This is a genomic window from Allocoprococcus comes (genome assembly GCF_013300725.1).
Taxonomy (GTDB): domain Bacteria; phylum Bacillota; class Clostridia; order Lachnospirales; family Lachnospiraceae; genus Allocoprococcus; species Allocoprococcus comes_A.
Window position 1 is genome coordinate 179,352 of sequence record NZ_JAAIMM010000001.1, and the last position, 19,792, is coordinate 199,143.

General features: G+C 43.8%; 23 protein-coding genes and 1 other annotated feature. All 23 genes read left to right on the forward strand.

What is annotated here, in order from left to right; all coding sequences use genetic code 11:
- The first annotated feature begins 303 nt into the window (after positions 1–303).
- The 23 genes from G4407_RS00980 to purD all read left to right on the forward strand — a co-directional run bounded on the left by G4407_RS00980 (position 304) and on the right by purD (position 19,314).
- Positions 304–627 (forward strand): PadR family transcriptional regulator, encoded by a 324-nt coding sequence (locus tag G4407_RS00980; RefSeq protein WP_008372886.1) that lies wholly within the window; start codon positions 304–306, stop codon positions 625–627.
- Positions 624–1,463: a DUF1700 domain-containing protein gene (locus G4407_RS00985; RefSeq protein WP_173687402.1), complete on the forward strand. Its 840-nt coding sequence runs from the start codon at positions 624–626 to the stop codon at positions 1,461–1,463. Before G4407_RS00980 ends, G4407_RS00985 begins: the two co-directional genes overlap by 4 nt.
- On the forward strand, positions 1,460–2,314 hold the full coding sequence (locus G4407_RS00990) for a DUF4097 family beta strand repeat-containing protein (protein ID WP_173687403.1): 855 nt from the start codon (positions 1,460–1,462) through the stop codon (positions 2,312–2,314). Before G4407_RS00985 ends, G4407_RS00990 begins: the two co-directional genes overlap by 4 nt.
- A gap of 75 nt (positions 2,315–2,389) precedes the next feature.
- Complete coding sequence (locus G4407_RS00995) at positions 2,390–2,581, forward strand: PspC domain-containing protein (protein ID WP_173687404.1); 192 nt, start codon at positions 2,390–2,392, stop codon at positions 2,579–2,581.
- Positions 2,582–2,722: 141 nt separating this feature from the next.
- Positions 2,723–2,935 (forward strand): small, acid-soluble spore protein, alpha/beta type, encoded by a 213-nt coding sequence (locus tag G4407_RS01000; protein ID WP_022220993.1) that lies wholly within the window; start codon positions 2,723–2,725, stop codon positions 2,933–2,935.
- Positions 2,936–3,047: 112 nt separating this feature from the next.
- On the forward strand, positions 3,048–3,728 hold the full coding sequence (locus G4407_RS01005) for a WecB/TagA/CpsF family glycosyltransferase (protein WP_173687405.1): 681 nt from the start codon (positions 3,048–3,050) through the stop codon (positions 3,726–3,728).
- Positions 3,729–3,958: 230 nt separating this feature from the next.
- The gene (locus tag G4407_RS01010; protein WP_008372899.1) at positions 3,959–5,047 is read left to right on the forward strand and encodes a PucR family transcriptional regulator; all 1,089 of its coding nucleotides are present in this window, start codon (positions 3,959–3,961) and stop codon (positions 5,045–5,047) included.
- Positions 5,048–5,081: 34 nt separating this feature from the next.
- Complete coding sequence (gene ftsE / locus G4407_RS01015; RefSeq protein WP_008372900.1) at positions 5,082–5,768, forward strand: cell division ATP-binding protein FtsE; 687 nt, start codon at positions 5,082–5,084, stop codon at positions 5,766–5,768.
- Positions 5,758–6,666 carry a permease-like cell division protein FtsX gene (ftsX, locus tag G4407_RS01020; protein ID WP_173687406.1) on the forward strand — a complete coding sequence of 303 codons (909 nt, stop codon included), beginning with the start codon at positions 5,758–5,760 and terminating at the stop codon, positions 6,664–6,666. Before ftsE ends, ftsX begins: the two co-directional genes overlap by 11 nt.
- A gap of 26 nt (positions 6,667–6,692) precedes the next feature.
- A complete protein-coding gene (locus tag G4407_RS01025; protein WP_173687407.1) occupies positions 6,693–7,865 on the forward strand; it encodes a murein hydrolase activator EnvC family protein in 1,173 nt (390 codons plus the stop codon).
- A 29-nt stretch (positions 7,866–7,894) separates the two neighbouring features.
- Positions 7,895–9,103, forward strand: a complete 1,209-nt coding sequence (locus G4407_RS01030; protein WP_330585905.1) for a S41 family peptidase — start codon at positions 7,895–7,897, stop codon at positions 9,101–9,103.
- A 146-nt stretch (positions 9,104–9,249) separates the two neighbouring features.
- Complete coding sequence (gene pyrF, locus G4407_RS01035; RefSeq protein ID WP_008372910.1) at positions 9,250–10,176, forward strand: orotidine-5'-phosphate decarboxylase; 927 nt, start codon at positions 9,250–9,252, stop codon at positions 10,174–10,176.
- 71 nt (positions 10,177–10,247) lie between these two features.
- Positions 10,248–11,033 carry a dihydroorotate dehydrogenase electron transfer subunit gene (locus G4407_RS01040; RefSeq protein ID WP_173687408.1) on the forward strand — a complete coding sequence of 262 codons (786 nt, stop codon included), beginning with the start codon at positions 10,248–10,250 and terminating at the stop codon, positions 11,031–11,033.
- The gene (locus G4407_RS01045) at positions 11,033–11,935 is read left to right on the forward strand and encodes a dihydroorotate dehydrogenase (protein ID WP_173687409.1); all 903 of its coding nucleotides are present in this window, start codon (positions 11,033–11,035) and stop codon (positions 11,933–11,935) included. Before G4407_RS01040 ends, G4407_RS01045 begins: the two co-directional genes overlap by 1 nt.
- A 30-nt stretch (positions 11,936–11,965) precedes the next feature.
- Positions 11,966–12,646, forward strand: a complete 681-nt coding sequence (pyrE, locus tag G4407_RS01050; protein WP_008372917.1) for an orotate phosphoribosyltransferase — start codon at positions 11,966–11,968, stop codon at positions 12,644–12,646.
- 12 nt (positions 12,647–12,658) lie between these two features.
- Positions 12,659–12,811 carry a hypothetical protein gene (locus G4407_RS01055; RefSeq protein ID WP_173687410.1) on the forward strand — a complete coding sequence of 51 codons (153 nt, stop codon included), beginning with the start codon at positions 12,659–12,661 and terminating at the stop codon, positions 12,809–12,811.
- A gap of 15 nt (positions 12,812–12,826) precedes the next feature.
- Positions 12,827–13,291, forward strand: a complete 465-nt coding sequence (locus G4407_RS01060; RefSeq protein ID WP_117834969.1) for a VanZ family protein — start codon at positions 12,827–12,829, stop codon at positions 13,289–13,291.
- Positions 13,272–13,634: a DUF6142 family protein gene (locus G4407_RS01065; protein WP_173687411.1), complete on the forward strand. Its 363-nt coding sequence runs from the start codon at positions 13,272–13,274 to the stop codon at positions 13,632–13,634. Before G4407_RS01060 ends, G4407_RS01065 begins: the two co-directional genes overlap by 20 nt.
- Positions 13,635–15,671: an aminopeptidase gene (locus tag G4407_RS01070; protein WP_173687412.1), complete on the forward strand. Its 2,037-nt coding sequence runs from the start codon at positions 13,635–13,637 to the stop codon at positions 15,669–15,671.
- Positions 15,672–15,824: 153 nt separating this feature from the next.
- Positions 15,825–16,337, forward strand: coding sequence for a 5-(carboxyamino)imidazole ribonucleotide mutase (gene purE / locus G4407_RS01075; RefSeq protein ID WP_008372927.1), 513 nt, complete (start codon positions 15,825–15,827; stop codon positions 16,335–16,337).
- A 43-nt stretch (positions 16,338–16,380) separates the two neighbouring features.
- A complete protein-coding gene (gene purM, locus G4407_RS01080) occupies positions 16,381–17,406 on the forward strand; it encodes a phosphoribosylformylglycinamidine cyclo-ligase (RefSeq protein ID WP_055156423.1) in 1,026 nt (341 codons plus the stop codon).
- Positions 17,400–18,026 (forward strand): phosphoribosylglycinamide formyltransferase, encoded by a 627-nt coding sequence (gene purN, locus G4407_RS01085; protein WP_173687413.1) that lies wholly within the window; start codon positions 17,400–17,402, stop codon positions 18,024–18,026. Before purM ends, purN begins: the two co-directional genes overlap by 7 nt.
- A gap of 16 nt (positions 18,027–18,042) precedes the next feature.
- A complete protein-coding gene (purD, locus tag G4407_RS01090) occupies positions 18,043–19,314 on the forward strand; it encodes a phosphoribosylamine--glycine ligase (RefSeq protein ID WP_173687414.1) in 1,272 nt (423 codons plus the stop codon).
- 194 nt (positions 19,315–19,508) lie between these two features.
- Positions 19,509–19,739, forward strand: a binding site (T-box leader).
- The last annotated feature ends 53 nt before the right edge of the window (positions 19,740–19,792 follow it).

Sequence of the window (19,792 nt, forward strand, 5' to 3'; positions counted from 1 at the left end):
TCCACCACTTCCCTTGAGGGGCAATGGAGATGAGACTCAAACATTGTGGAAGCCATTGCTGACACAATGTTCGCATTCAGAGGCTCATCGGAATGCTTTCGCCCCGTGGGAAGCGGTGGACTTTATTTCTATCCGCAAGCTGTCACAACCTCCCTTCCTCCCACCCATCCGTCCCCCACCCATTTCTTTAGGAAATCTTCAGAAAGTCTTATACAATATTATATTGACTCACTATATTATATGACGTATAATATGCTTAACAAAACAATATAACAAGCAACAAACAAAAGGATGTGAATAAATATGGTATTTAACACCGGAGCTGCTCTTCTCGATGCAATTGTCCTTGCCGTTGTATCACGGGAGCAGGAAGGAACCTATGGATATAAGATCACACAGGATGTCCGGAGAGTTCTGGATGTATCGGAATCAACGATGTACCCGGTACTCAGAAGACTTCAGAAAGATGAATGCCTGGAAGTCTACGATATGCAGTTTGACGGAAGGAACCGCAGATACTATAAAGTTACAGAAAAAGGAATGGCACAGCTTAATTTGTATAAAGTCGAATGGAAGAACTACACAAGGAAGATTACAGAGATGTTCGAGGGAGGTGCAGCCGAATGAGCCGTACAGAGTATATGAGGGAATTAGATGCACTGCTTCAGGGAATTTCGAAAGAAGAAAGAGAAGAAGCAATGCAGTATTATAATGATTATTTTGATGACGCCGGAAGCGAGAATGAAGAAAAGGTAATCGAAGAGCTTGGAAGTCCTGCAAAGCTTGCAGATACGATTCGCGCCGGGGTAAATGGCAATACCGATGAGGCGGAAAGTTATGGAGAGTACGGAGAGAGAGGATATCAGGACAGACGTTTTGATACCAGTGAGTATCCGGCAGGAAAAGATGGCTATTATAAAGACAGCTATTCAGAGACATATGGAGAAAGCCAGTCACAGAATGACAGGAATCCATTTTCAGAAAGACAGTATTCTTATACAGCCAATTCTAATCAGGGATATACATATGCGGGAAATCAGGGATATGGTGCGGGTCAGACGACAGAAATGCCACGTAAGAAATCCAGTGCCGGCAAGATCATTTTGATCATCTGTATCCTTGTGATTGGGCTTCCAATTGTAGTTCCGACAGCACTTGGTCTTCTTTTGGCGGCATTTGGAGTTCTGGTCGCACTTGCAATATCAGCAATAGCAATCTGGGTGGCAGCAGTTGCAACCGCAGTCGTAGGGATTCTGTTGGGGATTCACGGATTTGGTCAGCTGTTTTATTCCCCGGTTCTTGGAATCGGAATGCTTGGTGTCGGCTGCCTGCTGCTGGCACTTGGGGCATTATTTACAGTATTGATCGGATGGGGATGTCTCAAACTGATCCCAATGATGTTCCGTGGACTTGTAAATCTTTGTCGCAGACCATTTCAGAAAAAGAGAGGTGAATGCAGATGAAAAAAGGATGGAAGATTTTCTGGACAGTTATTATAAGCCTGACGGGGGTAGGCGTTGTATTTTGTATCATTGCTCTATGCTTTGGAGTTACATTTTCACAGTTTGAAAAAGCATATCCGAATGGAATTGGTATTATAAGAAAGAATTATGTTTCTTTTGATGACGATTGGGATGATGATGAGCTGGATGATACAGAAAATGTTGTATCGGGAGAGGTATTTTCCGGTGTGGAGAATCTGAAGCTTGATATTGGTGCAAGTGAGGTGCGGATCAAGACGGGGACAGATGACAAGATCCATGTGGATGATTCCAGAATGAAAACAGAAAACGCAGTGCAGAAAACGCTGTCCGATGACGGGAAAACTCTGGAAATAACAACGAAAATGCGCAGCAGTTTCAAAAATGTGAGAAACGTAAAGGGAACACTTGTGATCTATCTTCCGAAAGATTACAAGTTCGATCAGATGGACATGGAATATGGTGCAGCAACAGCAGAGATCGATGGACTAAATGCGAAAAGCCTTAAGATTGAAAGCGGGGCATCAGGCTGTACAATAAAAAATGCAGATATAGAGGAGTTAGATGTAGAAACAGGAGCCGGAAGTCTGGATTTTTATGGAACAGTGGAAAAAGAAGTGGACATTGACTGTGGTGCTGGAAGAGTCACACTGAATCTGGAAGGAAAAGTGGAGGATTATAATTATGAACTGGATAGCAGTGCCGGTTCGGTAGAAATTGGAGAAGATATAGATCTTGGCGGCTTAAGCACAGAGAAGTCAATCGATAATGGCAGTAAACGCACGATTGAGATATCGAACGGAGCAGGCAGCGTGGAGATCCGTTTCCATTAGAATTAACATAGACAGAAAAATGTATCAGATGAAACACATATATAATAGAAGAAACACAGAAAAGGAGGAACTTTTATGGAACCAAAAAGATTATACAGATCTGTAACAGACCGCAAGATCTGCGGTGTATGTGGAGGCCTTGGAGAATATTTTAATATCGATCCTACATTGATCCGGCTTGGAGGTGTTTTGCTGGCTTGCGTAAGCTGTGGGACTGCCGTGGTTGCCTATTTTGTTGCAGCAGTTATCATTCCGGATCCGGAATAAAAAAATAAGAGAGCTTTGCCGATAAAAAAGGCAGAAGGAGAAGAAGTCGGAAGTAATGTTTCCGGCTTCTTTTATAATAACCAGGTATATATGTATAAAATCCGTAATTGGGGAAACACTCTGAAAAAGGAGTTGAAAACCATGAAAAGCACAAAGACAAAGAAAATCAGACGCGAAGATATCCCCAATCTGGAAACAAGTGAGCGGGTAAAATACGAGATTGCGGAGGAGCTTGGACTTCTCGATAAGGTTCTGGAAGATGGCTGGAAGAGTCTGTCATCAAAAGAAACCGGGCGGATCGGAGGAATCATTTCAAAAAAATCCAGGAAGAATGAGACCGGGAATTTACAATAATATTACAAATTTTAAAAAATGTGAATATTTTGCAACGTTTGTTGAAAAAGCACTGTATGTTTGATATAATCGCTTGACCGCAAAAACCGAGAAAATGGAACGGGTGAGGCAAATGAATGAAAAAATGAACGTACTGGACGTACAGCTTGATAACTGTACTGCAAAAGATGCGATGAAGCTCATTGCAGAATATATGCAGACAGAAGAACTTAACACAGTAGATATTGTTACGGTGGATACCCTGATGAGAGCGACGCAGCTTGACGGTATGAAAGAAGAGCTGGAGAAGCTGGATCTTCTGCTTCCGGGAGATCTGGCGATCCTTGAAGCTGCAAAGATTACAGACAGAAAGCGGATCCAGGAGATGGAGGATCAGACGCTGCTGAAGATGGTATTCCATTATTTTCATAAGAACCGCTGTAAGATATTTATACTGGCAGGATCTGAGGAAGAAGGAGACAGACTGCAGGGCTATCTGCATGAGGCATACAGTGGGATTCAGGTTGTCGGTATGAAAGCAGTACCGGCAGACGAAAGTGAGGATGACAGGATCACCAATCTGGTCAACGGCGGAGAAGTAGACTGTGTGATTGCCAGCATGGATTTTCCTTGGCAGGAACAGTTTGTTTACCGGTGCAAAGAGCAGCTGAATACCAGAATGTGGTTTGGAACAGGACATAGTATTGCTTCCTTTGCAAATGGTGAGAACTGGGCAGATCACCTGAAAAATTTTATCGGTAAAAGGATTTTAAAACGGGAGATCAAAAAAGAGCAAAAAAGAAAAGAAGTATAATTGAAGCGACAAAAGACTGAAAATAATAAAAAAAATCAAAAAATCTTTTTCGACAGAATAAATTTTATAATAAACTCAATTGAGGAAATGCATAAAAAAATGTGATTTCCTCTTTATTTTTTTGGTAATATGTATTAAAGTATTATATATGTATATGACTAAGTCCACAGTTGCGGGGGATGAAGATTGTACAAAGTGTATAGAACCACGGAGGATGGAGGAAAGAGAATATGATATCAAATCAGATACTGCAGAATACAATTGAAGGGTTGAAATCAATTACAAGGATTGATCTTGGAGTGATGGATACAGATGGAAAGACTTTGGCGACAACATTTCCGGAGCCTGGAGATTATGAGAATGCCGTTCTTTCATTTGTAGAATCTCCGGCAGAAAGCCAGGTGATTCAGGGGTATCAGTTTTTCAAAATTTATGATGAACACCAGCTGGAGTATATTCTGATCGCCAATGGCGGCAGTGAAGATGTTTATATGGTTGGCAAGATTGCAGCCTTTCAGATCCAGAATCTTCTGGTAGCATATAAGGAGCGTTTTGATAAGGATAATTTCATCAAAAATCTTCTTCTTGACAACCTTCTTCTGGTGGATATTTATAATCGCGCCAAAAAATTACATATTGACACAGAGGTAAAACGTGATATCTTTATAGTTGAGACTTCTCGGGAAAGAGATGTCAGTGCGCTTGACAGTCTCCGTTCTGTTCTGGGTGGAAAGGGCAAGGACTTTATTACAGCAGTTGATGAGAAGAACATCATCGTAGTAAAAGAATTAGGTCCTGGCGATGGATATCCGGAGATGGACAAGACTGCGCATGAGATTCTCGATCTTCTGAAAGCAGAAGGAGAAGAGAATATCCGTATCGCATATGGTACGATCGTCAATGACATCAAAGAAGTATCCAAGTCTTACAAAGAAGCGAAGCTTGCGCTCGATGTAGGAAAGATCTTCTTCGACGAGAAGGAAGTTATTGCATATAGTGCGCTTGGAATCGGACGACTGATCTATCAGCTTCCAATTCCGCTCTGCAAGATGTTTATCCGCGAAATTTTTGAGGGGAAATCTCCGGACGAATTTGATGAAGAGACGCTCACGACCATCAATAAGTTCTTTGAGAACAGCCTGAATGTTTCCGAGACATCAAGACAGCTGTATATTCACAGAAATACACTGGTGTACCGTCTTGACAAACTGCAGAAGAGCACAGGACTGGATCTGCGCGTATTTGAGGATGCAATCACATTCAAGATCGCGCTGATGGTAGTCAAATATATGAAATACATGGAAACACTGGAGTATTAAGTTATATCGGAGTATGGATAATTAGGAGGAGCATATGATAGAACTTAAAGAAGTTACCAAGGAATACTCGAAGGGTATTGCTGCGCTCAATGGTATCAACCTTCGGATCGAACAGGGAGAGTTCGTATTCGTAGTTGGAGACAGCGGTTCCGGAAAGTCTACGTTGATACGTCTTCTGATGAAGGAGATCGAACCAACGTCAGGTACGATTATTGTCAACGGTCAGAATCTGAATCGTATGAAACATCGCCAGATTCCGCAGTACAGAAGAGGAATCGGCGTTGTATTCCAGGATTTCAGACTTCTGAAAGACCGCAATATTTATGAGAATATTGCATTTGCACAGCGGGTTACTGAGAAATCTACCCGTGTGATCAAAAAGAAAGTGCCGGCAGCTCTGTCACTTGTCGGACTGGCACAGAAGTACAAAGCATTCCCGAAGGAATTGTCCGGTGGGGAACAGCAGAGAGTTGCAATTGCCAGAGCTGTTGTAAATGAGCCTGCCATTTTGCTGGCTGACGAACCGACAGGAAACCTGGATCCAACCAACTCATGGGAGATCATGAAACTTCTTGAAGAAGCGAACGAGAGAGGAACTACAGTTCTGGTAGTTACTCACAACCAGGAAATTGTAAACGAGATGAAAAAGCGCGTTATTACGATGAAGAAGGGTGTCATTGTCAGCGACGAACAAGAAGGTGGGTATAAGCATGAGGATTAGTACAGTTGGATACTCCGTGAAACAGGGAGTTAAGAATATTGGAAGAAATAAGATGTTTTCACTGGCATCTGTTGCAACTATGGCTGCATGTATCTTTGTGTTCGGACTGTTTTTCTCAATTATTATGAACTTCCAGTATATTGTACACAAAGCAGAAGAAGGCGTGGCGATCACTGTATTTTTCAATGATGATGCAACGCAGGAGCAGATTGATAATATTGGTACACAGCTTAAAAAGCAGGATGGTGTAAAAGAGATCAAGTATGTGTCTGCAGACGAAGCGTGGGAGACATTTAAGGATCAGTATTTTGGCGAATCAAGTGACCTTGCAGAAGGATTTAAAAATGATAATCCTCTGGCAGGATCTGACAACTATGAAGTATATATGACAGATGTGGCTTCACAGAAGAAGCTGGTTTCCTTTGCGGAAAGCCTTGACGGGGTTCGCAAGGTTAACAAATCAGATACCGTAGCAAATACACTGAACAGCGTGAACAAGCTGGTATGGTATGTATCGGCTGTTATCATCGCGATTCTTCTGGCAGTATCTATTTTCCTGATCAGCAATACGGTCACAATGGGTATTACTGTCCGAAGGGAAGAGATTGCAATCATGAAATATATCGGTGCGAAGGATGGTTTTGTACGGGCACCGTTCATCATTGAAGGTATCCTGATCGGTCTTGTCGGTGCGGCGATTCCGCTTGGTATCCTTTATATACTTTATAACAAAGCAATTACTTATATTCTTACAAAATTCAGTCTGCTGAATAATATTCTGGATTTCCTTCCGGTGGGACAGGTATACAAGACACTGCTTCCGGTCGGACTTTTACTGGGAATCGGAATTGGTTTTGTAGGAAGTTTCTTTACGATTAGAAAGCACTTAAGAGTCTAGTCGCATAATATTTAAGGGAGACGAATATGATAAGAGGGAAAAAGATACTTGGGGCGTTACTGGCGTTTACGCTTTGCTTCGGTATGGTAATTCCGGCACAGGCTGATGATATTTCGGATGCGAAAAAGAAGCAGCAGGAGCTGGAACAGCAGAAGAATACGGCTGAGGCGGAGAAGTCGGAACTTTCTTCGGAACTGGATTCCATTGTATCAAAGATGGAGAAGACACAGTCAGATCTGACTGCAAAAGAGACTGAGATCAATGATGCAGAGACAGAGCTGGTAACTGCGAAAGCCAACGAAGATGACCAGTACCAGACGATGAAGCTGCGTATCAAGTATATGTATGAGAACGGGAGCAATGAATTCCTGGAGATCCTGATGGAAGCTAACAGTATTGCAGATCTGCTGAACAAAGCAGAATACATCAACAAGATTTCCAAATGCGACCGTGAACTTCTTGTAGAATACGAAGATACAAGAAAAGATGTCGAGAACAGAGAAAATGCACTTAAAAAAGAGTATGCAGAGCTGGAAAACCTGCAGGATGAACTTGCGGGAGAACAGGCAAATGTAGAAAAGCTTCTTGCAGATAAGAACATTCAGATCGATAACCTGACATCTGAGATCAGCAGTAATGCTGACAAACTGAAGCAGCTGATTGCAGAAGCAGAGGCGGCAGAAGCCCGCAGAAAAGAAGCAGAAGCAACGGCAGCCGCTCAGGCTGCACAGGCAGCGGCGGCAGCTCAGGCATCAGCTTCGTCAGGAACAAGCAGTTCAGGCAATACAAGCAGCAATGCAAGTGCAACGGGAACCGGATCACTTACACATCCGGTGCCGGGGGCAGCGATTACCAGTGGCTTTGGCGGACGTGTGGCACCGACTGCAGGTGCAACAACCGGTCATGACGGAATCGATTATGGTGCAGGATACGGAGCAGCAGTTTATGCGGCTGATTCCGGAACCGTTATTACCGCACAGTACAACAGTGCACGTGGAAATTACATCGTAATCAATCACGGTAATGGAATGCAGACATGGTATCAGCATCTGAGTTCGATGAGCGTTACCGTGGGACAGACGGTGGCAAGAGGTCAGGTGATCGGAAATGTCGGTACGACCGGAATTTCCACAGGACCACATCTTCACTTTGAAGTTCATGTAGGTGGTGTACCGGTCAATCCACTGAACTATCTGTAAGATAATACATAACAGGTATGAAAGAGTAAATGATGGAAAATAATAAAAAGAATTTTTGGAAGGGGGCGCTTGCAGGCGCCCTCGCCATGTTTATGGTAGGTGCTGCGGCACTTGGAATTATGAATGTCGCAGGTGTAGACCTTGGGACCAGTCAGGAAAAGGTCGTAAATGCGCAGGAAGAGAAAAAACTGAATAAACTGAAAAAGCTGATTGATGAAAATTATCTTTATACAGATGATTTGAAAGAAGAAGATCTGGAGAACGGACTTTACAGTGGATACATTAATGCACTGGGGGATCCGTATTCTGTATATTATGATGAAGAACAGACCAAATCCCTGCAGGAATCAACTTCGGGAGAGTATTCGGGAATCGGAGTTGTTTTTTCGCAGAATCAGGAAACTAAGGTGATCACTGCAGTTCAGGTTTATGAGAACAGCCCGGCGAATGAAGCAGGTATCCAGGCGAATGATATTCTGTATAAGGTCGGAGATAAGGATGTAAGTGGAACGGATCTTTCCGATGTTGTACAGCTGATCCGCGGTGTAGAGAATACGACTGTTGATATCACAGTCCTGCGTGGGGATGATGCGAAGGAAGTGACGATGACAGTTACCCGGAGAAAAATCCAGGTGGAGACAGTCAAGTCTGAAATGAAGGATGACCAGATCGGTTATATCCGGGTTACGGAATTTGACAGTGTGACCTACGACCAGTTCAAGAGTGCACTTGACAGTCTGGAGGATCAGGGGATGAAAGGACTTGTGGTTGATCTTCGGGCGAATCCGGGAGGCAATCTTGCGACAGTCACACAGATGCTGGATCTGCTGTTGCCAAAAGGTACGATCGTGTCAACAAAAGACAAGAGTGGTCACGAAGAGGTGATCTCATCGGATGATGAACACCAGTTTACGAAGCCGATGGCGGTTGTTGTTGACGGCAACAGTGCAAGTGCTTCCGAGATTTTTGCCGGAGCGATCCAGGACTACGGACTTGGACCGATCGTGGGAACAACAACTTACGGAAAAGGAATCGTTCAGCAGATCTTTGATCTTGGAGACGGAACCTGTGTGAAACTGACAATGGCTGAGTACTATACTCCGAATGGAAGAAATATTCACAAAAAAGGAATTACACCGGATGTAGAAGTTGAATATCAGCAGGATGAGAATAATCCGGATGCAGATAATCAGCTTGATGCAGCATTGGAACAGGTAAGAAATAAAATCAATCAATAACAGAAATCCGGAGGGAATGCCGAAAACGGCATTCCCTTTTAGTTTTTAATATGATATCATAAGTAAAGAATATTTTTTTTCAGGTAACAAAAAGATAATATTTTCTGTTACAGTAAAAATATAAATAGAAAACTGGAGGGAATAAGATGATTAACAAATTAGTCGCTAACATTAAAAAAACAGGAGCACCTATCGTTGTCGGACTGGATCCGATGCTTTCCTATGTACCAGAGCAGGTACAGAAAAAGGCATTTGCAGAGTATGGTGAGACTCTGGAAGGAGCAGCAGAAGCTATCTGGCAGTTCAATAAAGAGATCGTGGATAAGACTTATGATCTGATTCCGGCAGTTAAACCGCAGATCGCTATGTACGAACAGTTCGGAATCCCGGGACTTCAGGCATTCAAGAAGACGGTAGACTACTGTAAAGAAAAGGGACTTGTTGTCATCGGAGATATCAAGAGAGGCGATATCGGTTCTACTTCAGCAGCATATGCTGTTGGACATCTTGGAAGAGTTCAGGTAGGAAGCAAATCCTATGTACCGTTCGATGAAGATTTCGCTACTGTGAATCCGTACCTTGGATCTGACGGAGTTAAGCCATTTATCGAAGTATGTAAAGAAGAGAAAAAAGGTCTCTTTATCCTTGTTAAGACATCCAACCCATCCAGTGGAGAATTCCAGGATCGGCTGATCGACGGACGTCCGCTTTACGAACTGGTCGGAGAAAAGGTTGCCGAGTGGGGAGCAGACTGCATGGGTGATGATTACAGCTACATCGGAGCTGTTGTAGGCGCTACTTATCCGGAGATGGGAAAAGTCCTTCGTAAAGTAATGCCGAAATCTTACATTCTGGTTCCGGGATACGGTGCACAAGGTGGAAAAGGAAAAGATCTGGTTCATTTCTTCAATGAAGACGGACTTGGAGCAATCGTAAATTCATCCAGAGGAATTATTGCAGCATATAAGCAGGAAGCTTATGCAAAATATGGTGCAGAGAACTTTGGAGATGCATCCCGTGCAGCAGTAGAAGCCATGGTAGCAGATATCAAAGGCGCGCTTGAGAACAGATAAGAGAAAAGAATGAGCCGGTGTGACAGAAGCTTCTGACATACCGGCAAATCCGGATTATAGGAGAATAGAAGATGACTACAAAGAAAAAAGAACAGGCAAAGGTTGTATCGCAGGAACAGCTTGCAGATGGAATCTTCAGTATGTGGATCCAGACAGAAGCAGCAGGGAGTGCAAGACCGGGGCAGTTTATTTCCATGTATACCAATGATGGCAGCAAGCTTCTTCCACGCCCGATCAGTATTTGCGAGATCGATAAAGAAGGTGGAAAACTTCGTGTGGTTTACCGTGTAACAGGGGAAAAAACCGGAACAGAAGAATTTTCACAGATGAAGGCAGGAGATACAATTCCGGTGATCGGACCACTTGGTAATGGATTCCCATTTGAGAAGGCCGAAGGAAAGAAGGTATTTCTGATGGGAGGAGGAATCGGTGTGCCGCCGATCCTGGAGCTTGCAAAGCAGATGGAATGTGAGAAAAAGCAGATCGTGGTTGGATACCGTGATGCACATACCTTCCTGAAAGAAGAATTTGAACAGGCAGGAGAGCTTTATATCTCAACCGAAGATGGCAGTGTCGGAACAAAGGGAAATGTCATGGATGCGATCCGTGAGAATGCACTGGAAGCAGATATGATCTATGCCTGCGGACCAACTCCGATGCTCCGCGCAATCAAACAGTATGCAGAAGCAAATGGAATCGAATGCTACATTTCTCTGGAAGAGAGAATGGCATGTGGAATCGGTGCCTGTCTTGCGTGCGTATGCAAGTCAAAAGAAAAGGATGCGCACAGCAATGTGCACAACAAACGTATCTGTAAAGACGGACCGGTATTTCTTTCTACGGAGGTGGAAATCTAATGGATATGCGTGTAAATATTGCCGGAGTAGAATGGAAGAATCCGGTAACAGTGGCATCAGGAACCTTCGGATCAGGAGAAGAGTTTTCTGAATTTGTAGATCTGAACAAGCTTGGAGCAGTGACGACAAAAGGTGTGGCAAATGTACCGTGGCCGGGCAATCCGACTCCGCGTGTAGCCGAAGTCTATGGTGGAATGATGAATGCCATCGGACTTCAGAACCCGGGAATCGAGCTGTTCTGTAAAAGAGACATTCCGTATCTGAAAAATTACGATACCAAGATCATTGTGAATGTCTGCGGACATGCACCGGAAGAGTATCTTGAAGTGGTAGAACGCCTTGCGGATGAACCGATCGATATGATGGAAATCAACATTTCCTGCCCGAATGTTAATGCAGGATTCCTCGCTTTCGGACAGGATGCAAAGCATGTAGAGGAGCTGACCGGACAGATCAAGAAGATCGCAAAGCAGCCGATCATCATGAAGCTGACACCGAATGTAACGGATATCACCGAGATAGCAAAAGCGGCAGAAGCAGGTGGAGCAGACGCAGTTTCCCTGATCAATACGCTGACCGGTATGAAGATTGATATCAATCGTAAGACATTTGCGGTGGCAAATAAGACCGGAGGCGTATCCGGACCGATCGTCAAACCGATCGCTGTACGCATGGTATATCAGGTAGCACAGGCAGTGAACATCCCGATCATCGGAATGGGCGGTATTTCCTGTGCAGAAGATGCGATTGAGTTCCTTCTTGCAGGAGCAAGTGCCGTATCCGTAGGAACAGCCAACTTCCACAATCCGGCAGTGACGATGGAAGTGATCGATGGAATTGAAGCCTACATGAAGAAGAATGGCTTTGAGTCTGTGAAAGATATGGTTGGAATTGTAAAATAAAGAACAGATAAGAGATGGAGGATAAATAAAATGGAAAGTTACAAACAGGAATTTATTGATTTTATGGTAGAAAGCCACGTTCTTAAATTTGGAGAATTTACACTGAAAAGCGGAAGAAAGTCACCGTTCTTCATGAACGCAGGTGCTTATGTGACCGGTTCACAGCTCAAGAGACTCGGTGAATACTACGCAAAAGCAATCCATGACAAATACGGGGATGATTTTGATGTATTATTCGGACCTGCTTACAAGGGAATCCCGCTTGGAGTTGTAACTGCGATCGCTTACAGTGAATTATACGGAAAAGAGATCCGTTACTGCTCAGACCGTAAAGAAGAAAAAGATCACGGAGCAGATAAGGGAAGCTTCCTCGGAAGCAAGCTTCAGGACGGAGACCGCGTGGTTATGATCGAAGATGTCACCACATCCGGCAAATCCATGGAAGAGACTGTACCGAAGGTAAGAGGAGCCGCTGATGTAACAATTGTTGGACTGATGGTATCCCTTGACCGTATGGAAGTTGGAAAAGGCGGCGTGAAATGCGCACTCGATGAAGTAAAGGACCTTTACGGATTTGAAACTAATGCAATCGTAACCATGAAGGATGTAGTAGAGCATCTGTACAACAAACCATGCAATGGTGAAATTGTTATCGATGACAAGATCAAGGCTGCAATCGACGCATACTATGAACAGTATGGCGCAAAATAAGGAGGAGTTACAGTGACAGAAAAGACATATAAAGTGATGGGACTTGCCGGCGGTGCAAATATCGCGATCGGAATTATTTCTATCGTTATTGGTGTGACAACCGGGATCATTCTGCTTGTCAGCGGTGGAAAGCTGCTTGGTGCGAAAAAGGGACTGACATTTTAGGAAGGGCGCTTTAAGTTGAAAGCAAAGAACAGAAAAAGACTTCGGGTTCTTGGAAAGATTTTATTTGTCCTGTATATTGGATTTTTATTTTACTTTCTGATTTTTTCTGACTGGTATGGACGGGAAGGAACCGGGGAATATCATTATAACCTGGTTCTTTTCTGTGAAATAAAAAGATTTTGGCTGTATCGAGATGTTTTGGGATGGGTAGCTTATGCAAATCTGTTCGGAAATGTCCTGATTTTCGTGCCATTTGGATTTTTTATGCCGATGGCAAGCCGGTATCGCAGCTTTTTTCTTACCCTTTTCTACAGTTTTGGAGTGAGCTTCTTTGTGGAGTGCTTTCAGCTGGTAACAAGAGTGGGGAGTTTTGATGTGGATGATATGCTGCTCAATACCCTTGGCGGTGTGATCGGGTATATCGTCTTCGCGATTTGTAATATGATAAGGAGATGGCACGATGCGAAGCAGGAGAGATAAAAAAAGAGCACGTGAAAGAGACAGAAATAAAAGAAACCGGAAGTATGGTCAGATAAAAAGAAAGCATTCCCGCAAGGGAATCTGGTCCTGTGTGATGGCAGTACTTGTTACGGCAGTGATAGCGGGATTGATTGTAATGGCATTTATGAATAAAGGGAAATCAGCAGCGATGGTAGGAAGCTTTGGAGTTTTCGATATGATTCTTGCCTGCATCGGTATTGTAACGGGTGTAAAAGGATTTAAAGAAAGAGATAAAAATTATCTGACCTGCAAGATCGGAATCGTTGTAAACGGACTTGTTTTACTTGCCCTGATCTTAGTATTTATAAGAGGATGTGTATAAATGGAAGAAAGATATAATCTGGCAATTGACAGAATGAAAGCAATAATAGAAGAAAAAACAGTAGCAGAGCCATATCGGGAGTATTTCCAGCATGTGGCTCGGTTTATTTTAAAGCTTGATGAGCTGAAACAGAATGTGGAGAGCGGAAAGCAGAAAGAGATGTCAGAAGAAGAACTGCAGGAAGAGATGAAGGATCTTTATGCAGACGAACTTGAAGCAAACTATGAGAAATCTTATGCAAATCCGGCTTATGCGGTTTCGGTGCTGGGAGAAGAGCTTGGAAGCTTTTTATCTGCGGTTTACACCGAGATCCGCGGAAGCATTTCTTATGTTCAGGAACAGCGTATGGAGTATGTTGTGATAGGAGCAGAGCTTTTTATTGAAATCTACAACAAATTTGAAGAAGAAAAGCAGCCGCAGCCGGAAAGCCTGAAGGAAATCTTTTACTGGTATGCAAGTGATTACTGTGATGTCTTTGCAGCAGACCGCATCAAAGACCAGATCGATCCGGAAAGTGGATGCTTTATTGTGAATATGATCATGAATGAAGATCTTTCCGATCTGCGTTACCTCTACCGTATGGGAGAATACGTGGGAGAAAATGAAAGAGGCACAGCAGCTTATTTAAATTCCCTTCCACAGGAGAAGATTGATAAGATGGCAGATACCTTCAGTGAAGGATACCGGATCGGCTTTGTAAATACCGGAAAAGATCTGTCAAAAAAATCTGTGGTCAATATTTACTATGCAATGGGATTCGAACGGATCGTAAAGAAAGCCATTGAGAATTTTGAAAAAATGGGATTAAAGCCAACGATTTTTCGTACCAGCCACAGCGTGATCACAAGAGGGCGCAACAGCCAGATCGGATTCTTCAATATTTCCGGTAACAGGCAGTACATCTATGATCACCGGGATGATATCGGGCTTGTGATGGACAAGCAATATGTAGAGCGCAAGCTGGAAGTCATGCGCACCACTTATGAGCAGAATAAAGAGATTGCAGCAGGTTATGCAGGACCGGCGGTCATTGATATTTTCGGGGAAAAGACCTTTGTTCCACAGGCAAAACCGGAGGCAGTTAAGTTAAGTGAAAAACAGGAAGAACTTCTGGTTGCGATGAATGGAAGAGCCGGACGTCTGACCAATGAATATCTTCCGGGAGATGAGAGAAGCTTTACGATCATTTCCTGGCCGGTTCCGGAAATCGGAGAGCAGTATCATGAGATTTTTGACGAAACCATCAAGATCAATACACTGGATTACAAGCTTTACCAGAAGGTGCAGCAGACTATGATCGATGCACTGGATAAAGGGGAGTATGTAAAAGTAACAGGCTCAGGCGAAAACCAGACGGATCTGAAAGTGATGCTTCATCCGCTTGCTGATCCGGCAAAAGAGACGATCTTTGAAAACTGTGTTGCCGATGTCAATATCCCGGTAGGTGAGGTGTTCACTTCTCCGGTACTGGAAGGAACAGAAGGCACCCTTTTTGTGAGTAAGGTATTCCTTCATGGACTTCCGTATTACAATCTGAAGATCAGTTTTAAAGAAGGAAAGATCACAGAGTATACCTGCACCAATTTTGATTCAGAAGAAGAAAATAAAAAATATATTTTCGATAATATTCTGCACAATCACCAGACACTTCCGATCGGCGAGTTTGCGATCGGAACCAATACCACAGCTTATGCGGTTGCGAAGAAATATGATATTGCAGACAAATATACGATCCTGATCGCCGAAAAGACGGGGCCGCATTTTGCAGTAGGGGATACCTGCTACAACTGGGCAGAGGATGTAAAGGTTTACAATCCGGATGGAAAAGAGATCATTGCAAGAGACAACAGCATATCGATCTTGAGAAAAGAGGATCCGTCGAAAGCATATTTCCAGTGCCATACCGATATCACCATCCCTTATGATGAGCTGGGAAGCATTGTTGTGGTGGCAAAAGACGGAACAGAGACAGAAATTATCCGTGATGGACGGTTTGTTCTTCCGGGAACAGAGATCCTCAATGAACCTCTGAATTAGTATTAGTTATGGATTTTCAATAATACCAATAAGTAAAAATAAATAATGGTCAGATAAGTAACGGTTGACATACCGCAACAGACTTAGTAAAATAACTTATAAGTGGTTAGCTATTTATTAAAATACTTATAGATAAAAGAAAAGGAGATCATTATGCCAAAAGTAGGAATCGTAATGGGCAGCGACTCAGATATGAAAGTAATGGGAAAAGCTGCTGACATGCTGGAAAAGTTTGGAATCGATTATGAGATGACGATCATCTCGGCACACCGTGAGCCTGACGTATTCTATGAATATGCGAAGTCTGCAGAAGCAAAAGACTTCAAAGTAATTATTGCAGGTGCAGGTATGGCAGCACATCTTCCTGGAATGTGTGCAGCAATCTTCCCGATGCCGGTTATCGGAATCCCAATGTCAGGGAAGAATCTGGAGGGTGTCGACGCACTCTATTCAATCGTTCAGATGCCGCCTGGAATCCCGGTTGCCACAGTTGCGATCGACGGCGGAGCAAACGCAGCAATTCTGGCTGCAAAGATTCTTGCAACCTCAGATCCTGAGCTTCTTCAGAAACTGAAGGATTATACTGCAGAAATGAAAGAAACCGTCCAGAAAAAAGCAGAAAAGCTTGAAAAAATCGGACACAAAGAATATATCAAGCAGATGTAGGCATACAGATGTCAGTGAAAATACCAGGAGGATATAGAAAATGTTGGATTATAAGACAGCCGGCGTAGATATCGAGGCAGGATATAAATCAGTAGAACTTATGAAAAAGCATGTAAAAGAAACCATGAGACCGGAAGTGTTAGGCGGACTTGGCGGTTTTGCAGGTGCATTTGATCTAAGCGGAATCAAGAATATGGAAGAACCAGTACTTCTTTCCGGAACAGATGGATGCGGAACAAAGGTGAAGCTTGCATTTGTAATGGACAAGCATGATACGATCGGTATTGATGCCGTTGCCATGTGTGTGAATGATATCGCATGCTCCGGTGGAGAACCGTTATTCTTCCTGGATTATATTGCCTGTGGCAAGAATTACCCGGAAAAGATCGCTACCATCGTAAGCGGTGTGGCAGAGGGCTGCAAGCAGTCAGGATGTGCACTTGTAGGTGGAGAGACAGCAGAGCATCCGGGACTGATGCCGGAGAATGATTACGACCTTGCAGGTTTTGCAGTCGGAGTTGTAGATAAGAAAGACATTATCGACGGTTCTGATATTAAGCCAGGTGATGTACTTGTTGCAATGCCGTCTACAGGGGTTCACAGCAATGGATTTTCACTGGTTCGTAAGGTATTCGACATTACAGAAGAATCCTTAAACACATACTATGATGAATTAGGAAAAACACTTGGCGAAGCACTTCTTGCTCCGACCAGAATTTATGTAAAAGCACTGAAGAACGTAAAAGAAGCCGGTGTGAGAGTCAAAGGATGCAGCCATATCACAGGCGGTGGATTCTATGAAAATATTCCGAGAATGCTTCCGGAAGGAATCCGTGCAGTGGTAAAGAAGGACAGCTATGAAATCCCTGCAATCTTCAACCTGATCGCAAAGACCGGTAACATTGCAGAAGAGATGATGTACAATACCTTCAATATGGGTATCGGTATGGTTGTCGCTGTCGATGAAAAGGATGTAGATGCTACAATTAAGGCAATGAAAGAAGCCGGAGATGAAGCATTTGTGGTTGGTTATGTAGAAGCAGGAGAAAAAGGAGTTACTTTATGCTAAGAGTTGCTGTACTTGTATCCGGAGGCGGAACCAATCTGCAGGCAATCATTGATGCAGTAGAAAATGGCACGATCACAAACACTAAGCTGGTCGGTGTCATCAGCAATAATAAGAACGCATATGCGCTGGAAAGAGCCGGGAATCATCAGATCCCGGCACAGTGCGTTTCACCGAAGGATTTTGAGACAAGAGAAGAGTTTAATAAAGTCTTTCTTGAAAAAGTAGACGAACTGAAACCGGATCTGATCGTTCTGGCGGGATTTCTGGTTGTGATCCCGGAAGAAATGATCAGCAGATACCGGAATAAGATCATCAATATCCATCCATCTCTGATCCCGTCATTCTGCGGAACAGGATACTATGGACTGAAGGTTCATGAGGCGGCACTCGCCAGAGGGGTGAAGGTGGTTGGAGCAACCGTACATTTTGTAGACGAAGGAACGGATACCGGTCCGATCATTCTCCAGAAGGCTGTTGAAGTAGAAGAAGGCGATACACCGGAGGTTCTGCAGAGACGTGTGATGGAGCAGGCGGAGTGGAAGATCCTTCCACATGCGATCGACCTGATCGCAAATGGAAAAGTAACCGTAAAAGATGGCAGGGTATCAGTTGCCCGTTAGAGAAGGAGGAGCACCAATGAAAGTATTGATCGTAGGCGGCGGCGGAAGAGAACATGCAATCGCATATTGTGTAGCAAAGAGCAGCAAGGTAGAGAAGATGTACTGTGCACCGGGAAATGCCGGGATTGCAGAGCTTGCAGAATGTGTGCCGATTGGTGCGATGGAATTTGACAAGCTGGTTACATTTGCAAAAGAAAAAGAGATCGATCTGGCAATCGTAGGAATGGATGATCCGTTGGTTGGCGGTCTTGTAGATGAATTTGAAAAAGCCGGGATCCGCGCATTCGGACCAAGAAAAAATGCAGCAATCCTGGAGGGAAGCAAGGCGTTTTCAAAAGATCTGATGAAAAAATATGACATCCCGACCGCAGCATATGAGAACTTTGACAATGCAGACGAAGCGCTGGCTTATCTGGAGACAGCCAAATTCCCGATCGTTCTGAAGGCAGATGGTCTGGCACTTGGAAAAGGTGTACTGATCTGCAATACGCTGGAAGAAGCAAAAGACGGCGTGAAAGAGATCATGCTGGACAAGAAATTCGGTGCATCCGGTAATACCATGGTTGTAGAAGAATTCATGACAGGACGTGAGGTTTCTGTTCTTTCATTTGTAGACGGAAAGACAATCAAGACTATGACAAGCGCGCAGGATCACAAGAGAGCCAAAGACGGAGACCAGGGACTGAATACCGGTGGTATGGGAACCTTCTCACCGAGTCCTTTCTATACAGAAGAAGTTGACGAATTCTGCCGGAAATATGTGTACCAGAAGACGGTAGATGCAATGGCAGCAGAGGGAAGAGAGTTCAAGGGGATCATCTTCTTCGGACTGATGCTTACCGAAGACGGACCGAAGGTTCTGGAATACAATGCCAGATTCGGAGATCCTGAGGCACAGGTTGTTCTTCCGCGTATGAAGAATGATCTGATTGATGTGATCGAAGCCTGCATCGACGGAACACTGGAGCAGGTAGATCTTCAGTTTGAAGACAATGCAGCAGTCTGTGTGGTACTTGCATCTGACGGTTATCCGGTCGCTTATGAAAAAGGACTTCCGATCACAGGCCTTGACGAGTTCAAGAAGCATGAAGGTTACTACTGCTTCCATGCCGGAACCAAATTCGACGGAGACCAGATCGTAACCAACGGAGGACGTGTCCTCGGTGTGACAGCCAAAGGAGCAACGCTCAAAGAAGCACGTGCCAATGCTTACAAAGCAACCGAATGGGTTAAATTCGATAACAAATATATGCGCCACGATATCGGAAAGGCGATTGACGAGGCATAGAATTTCAGGGCGGGATCTTTCAGAGGTGGAGAGGTTCCGCCCTTTGTGCCGGAGAAGGCAGATGCTGGATGCGGGTATCGGAACACAGCAGGCGTATTTTTGATTTGCCGTGTGGGAATCTTTAAGAAGTTCTAAAGATTTCATGAACTTCTTGACAAATCGAACTTTGAATACTATGATTATCAATAGTTATGGGAAAGGCAATGAGAAAGAGGAGTATGCAGGTTAGTCCGAAGAAGAGAGAACCGTTCAGGGGCTGAGAGACGGTTTGCGGGAAGCGACTGCGGAAGGTAGCTTTTGAGCCGGATATCTGAAAAGGGCGAGTAGGATGTCACGGGGTGGTTTCCGTTATAGAACTGTGAGAGATACGAGATGAATCTATTTCGTGGAACAAAGGTGGTACCGCGTTTATACACGCCCTTTACGTTTTGTAAAGGGTGTTTTTTATTCATTTACAATGTTCTATTATATAGAAGAA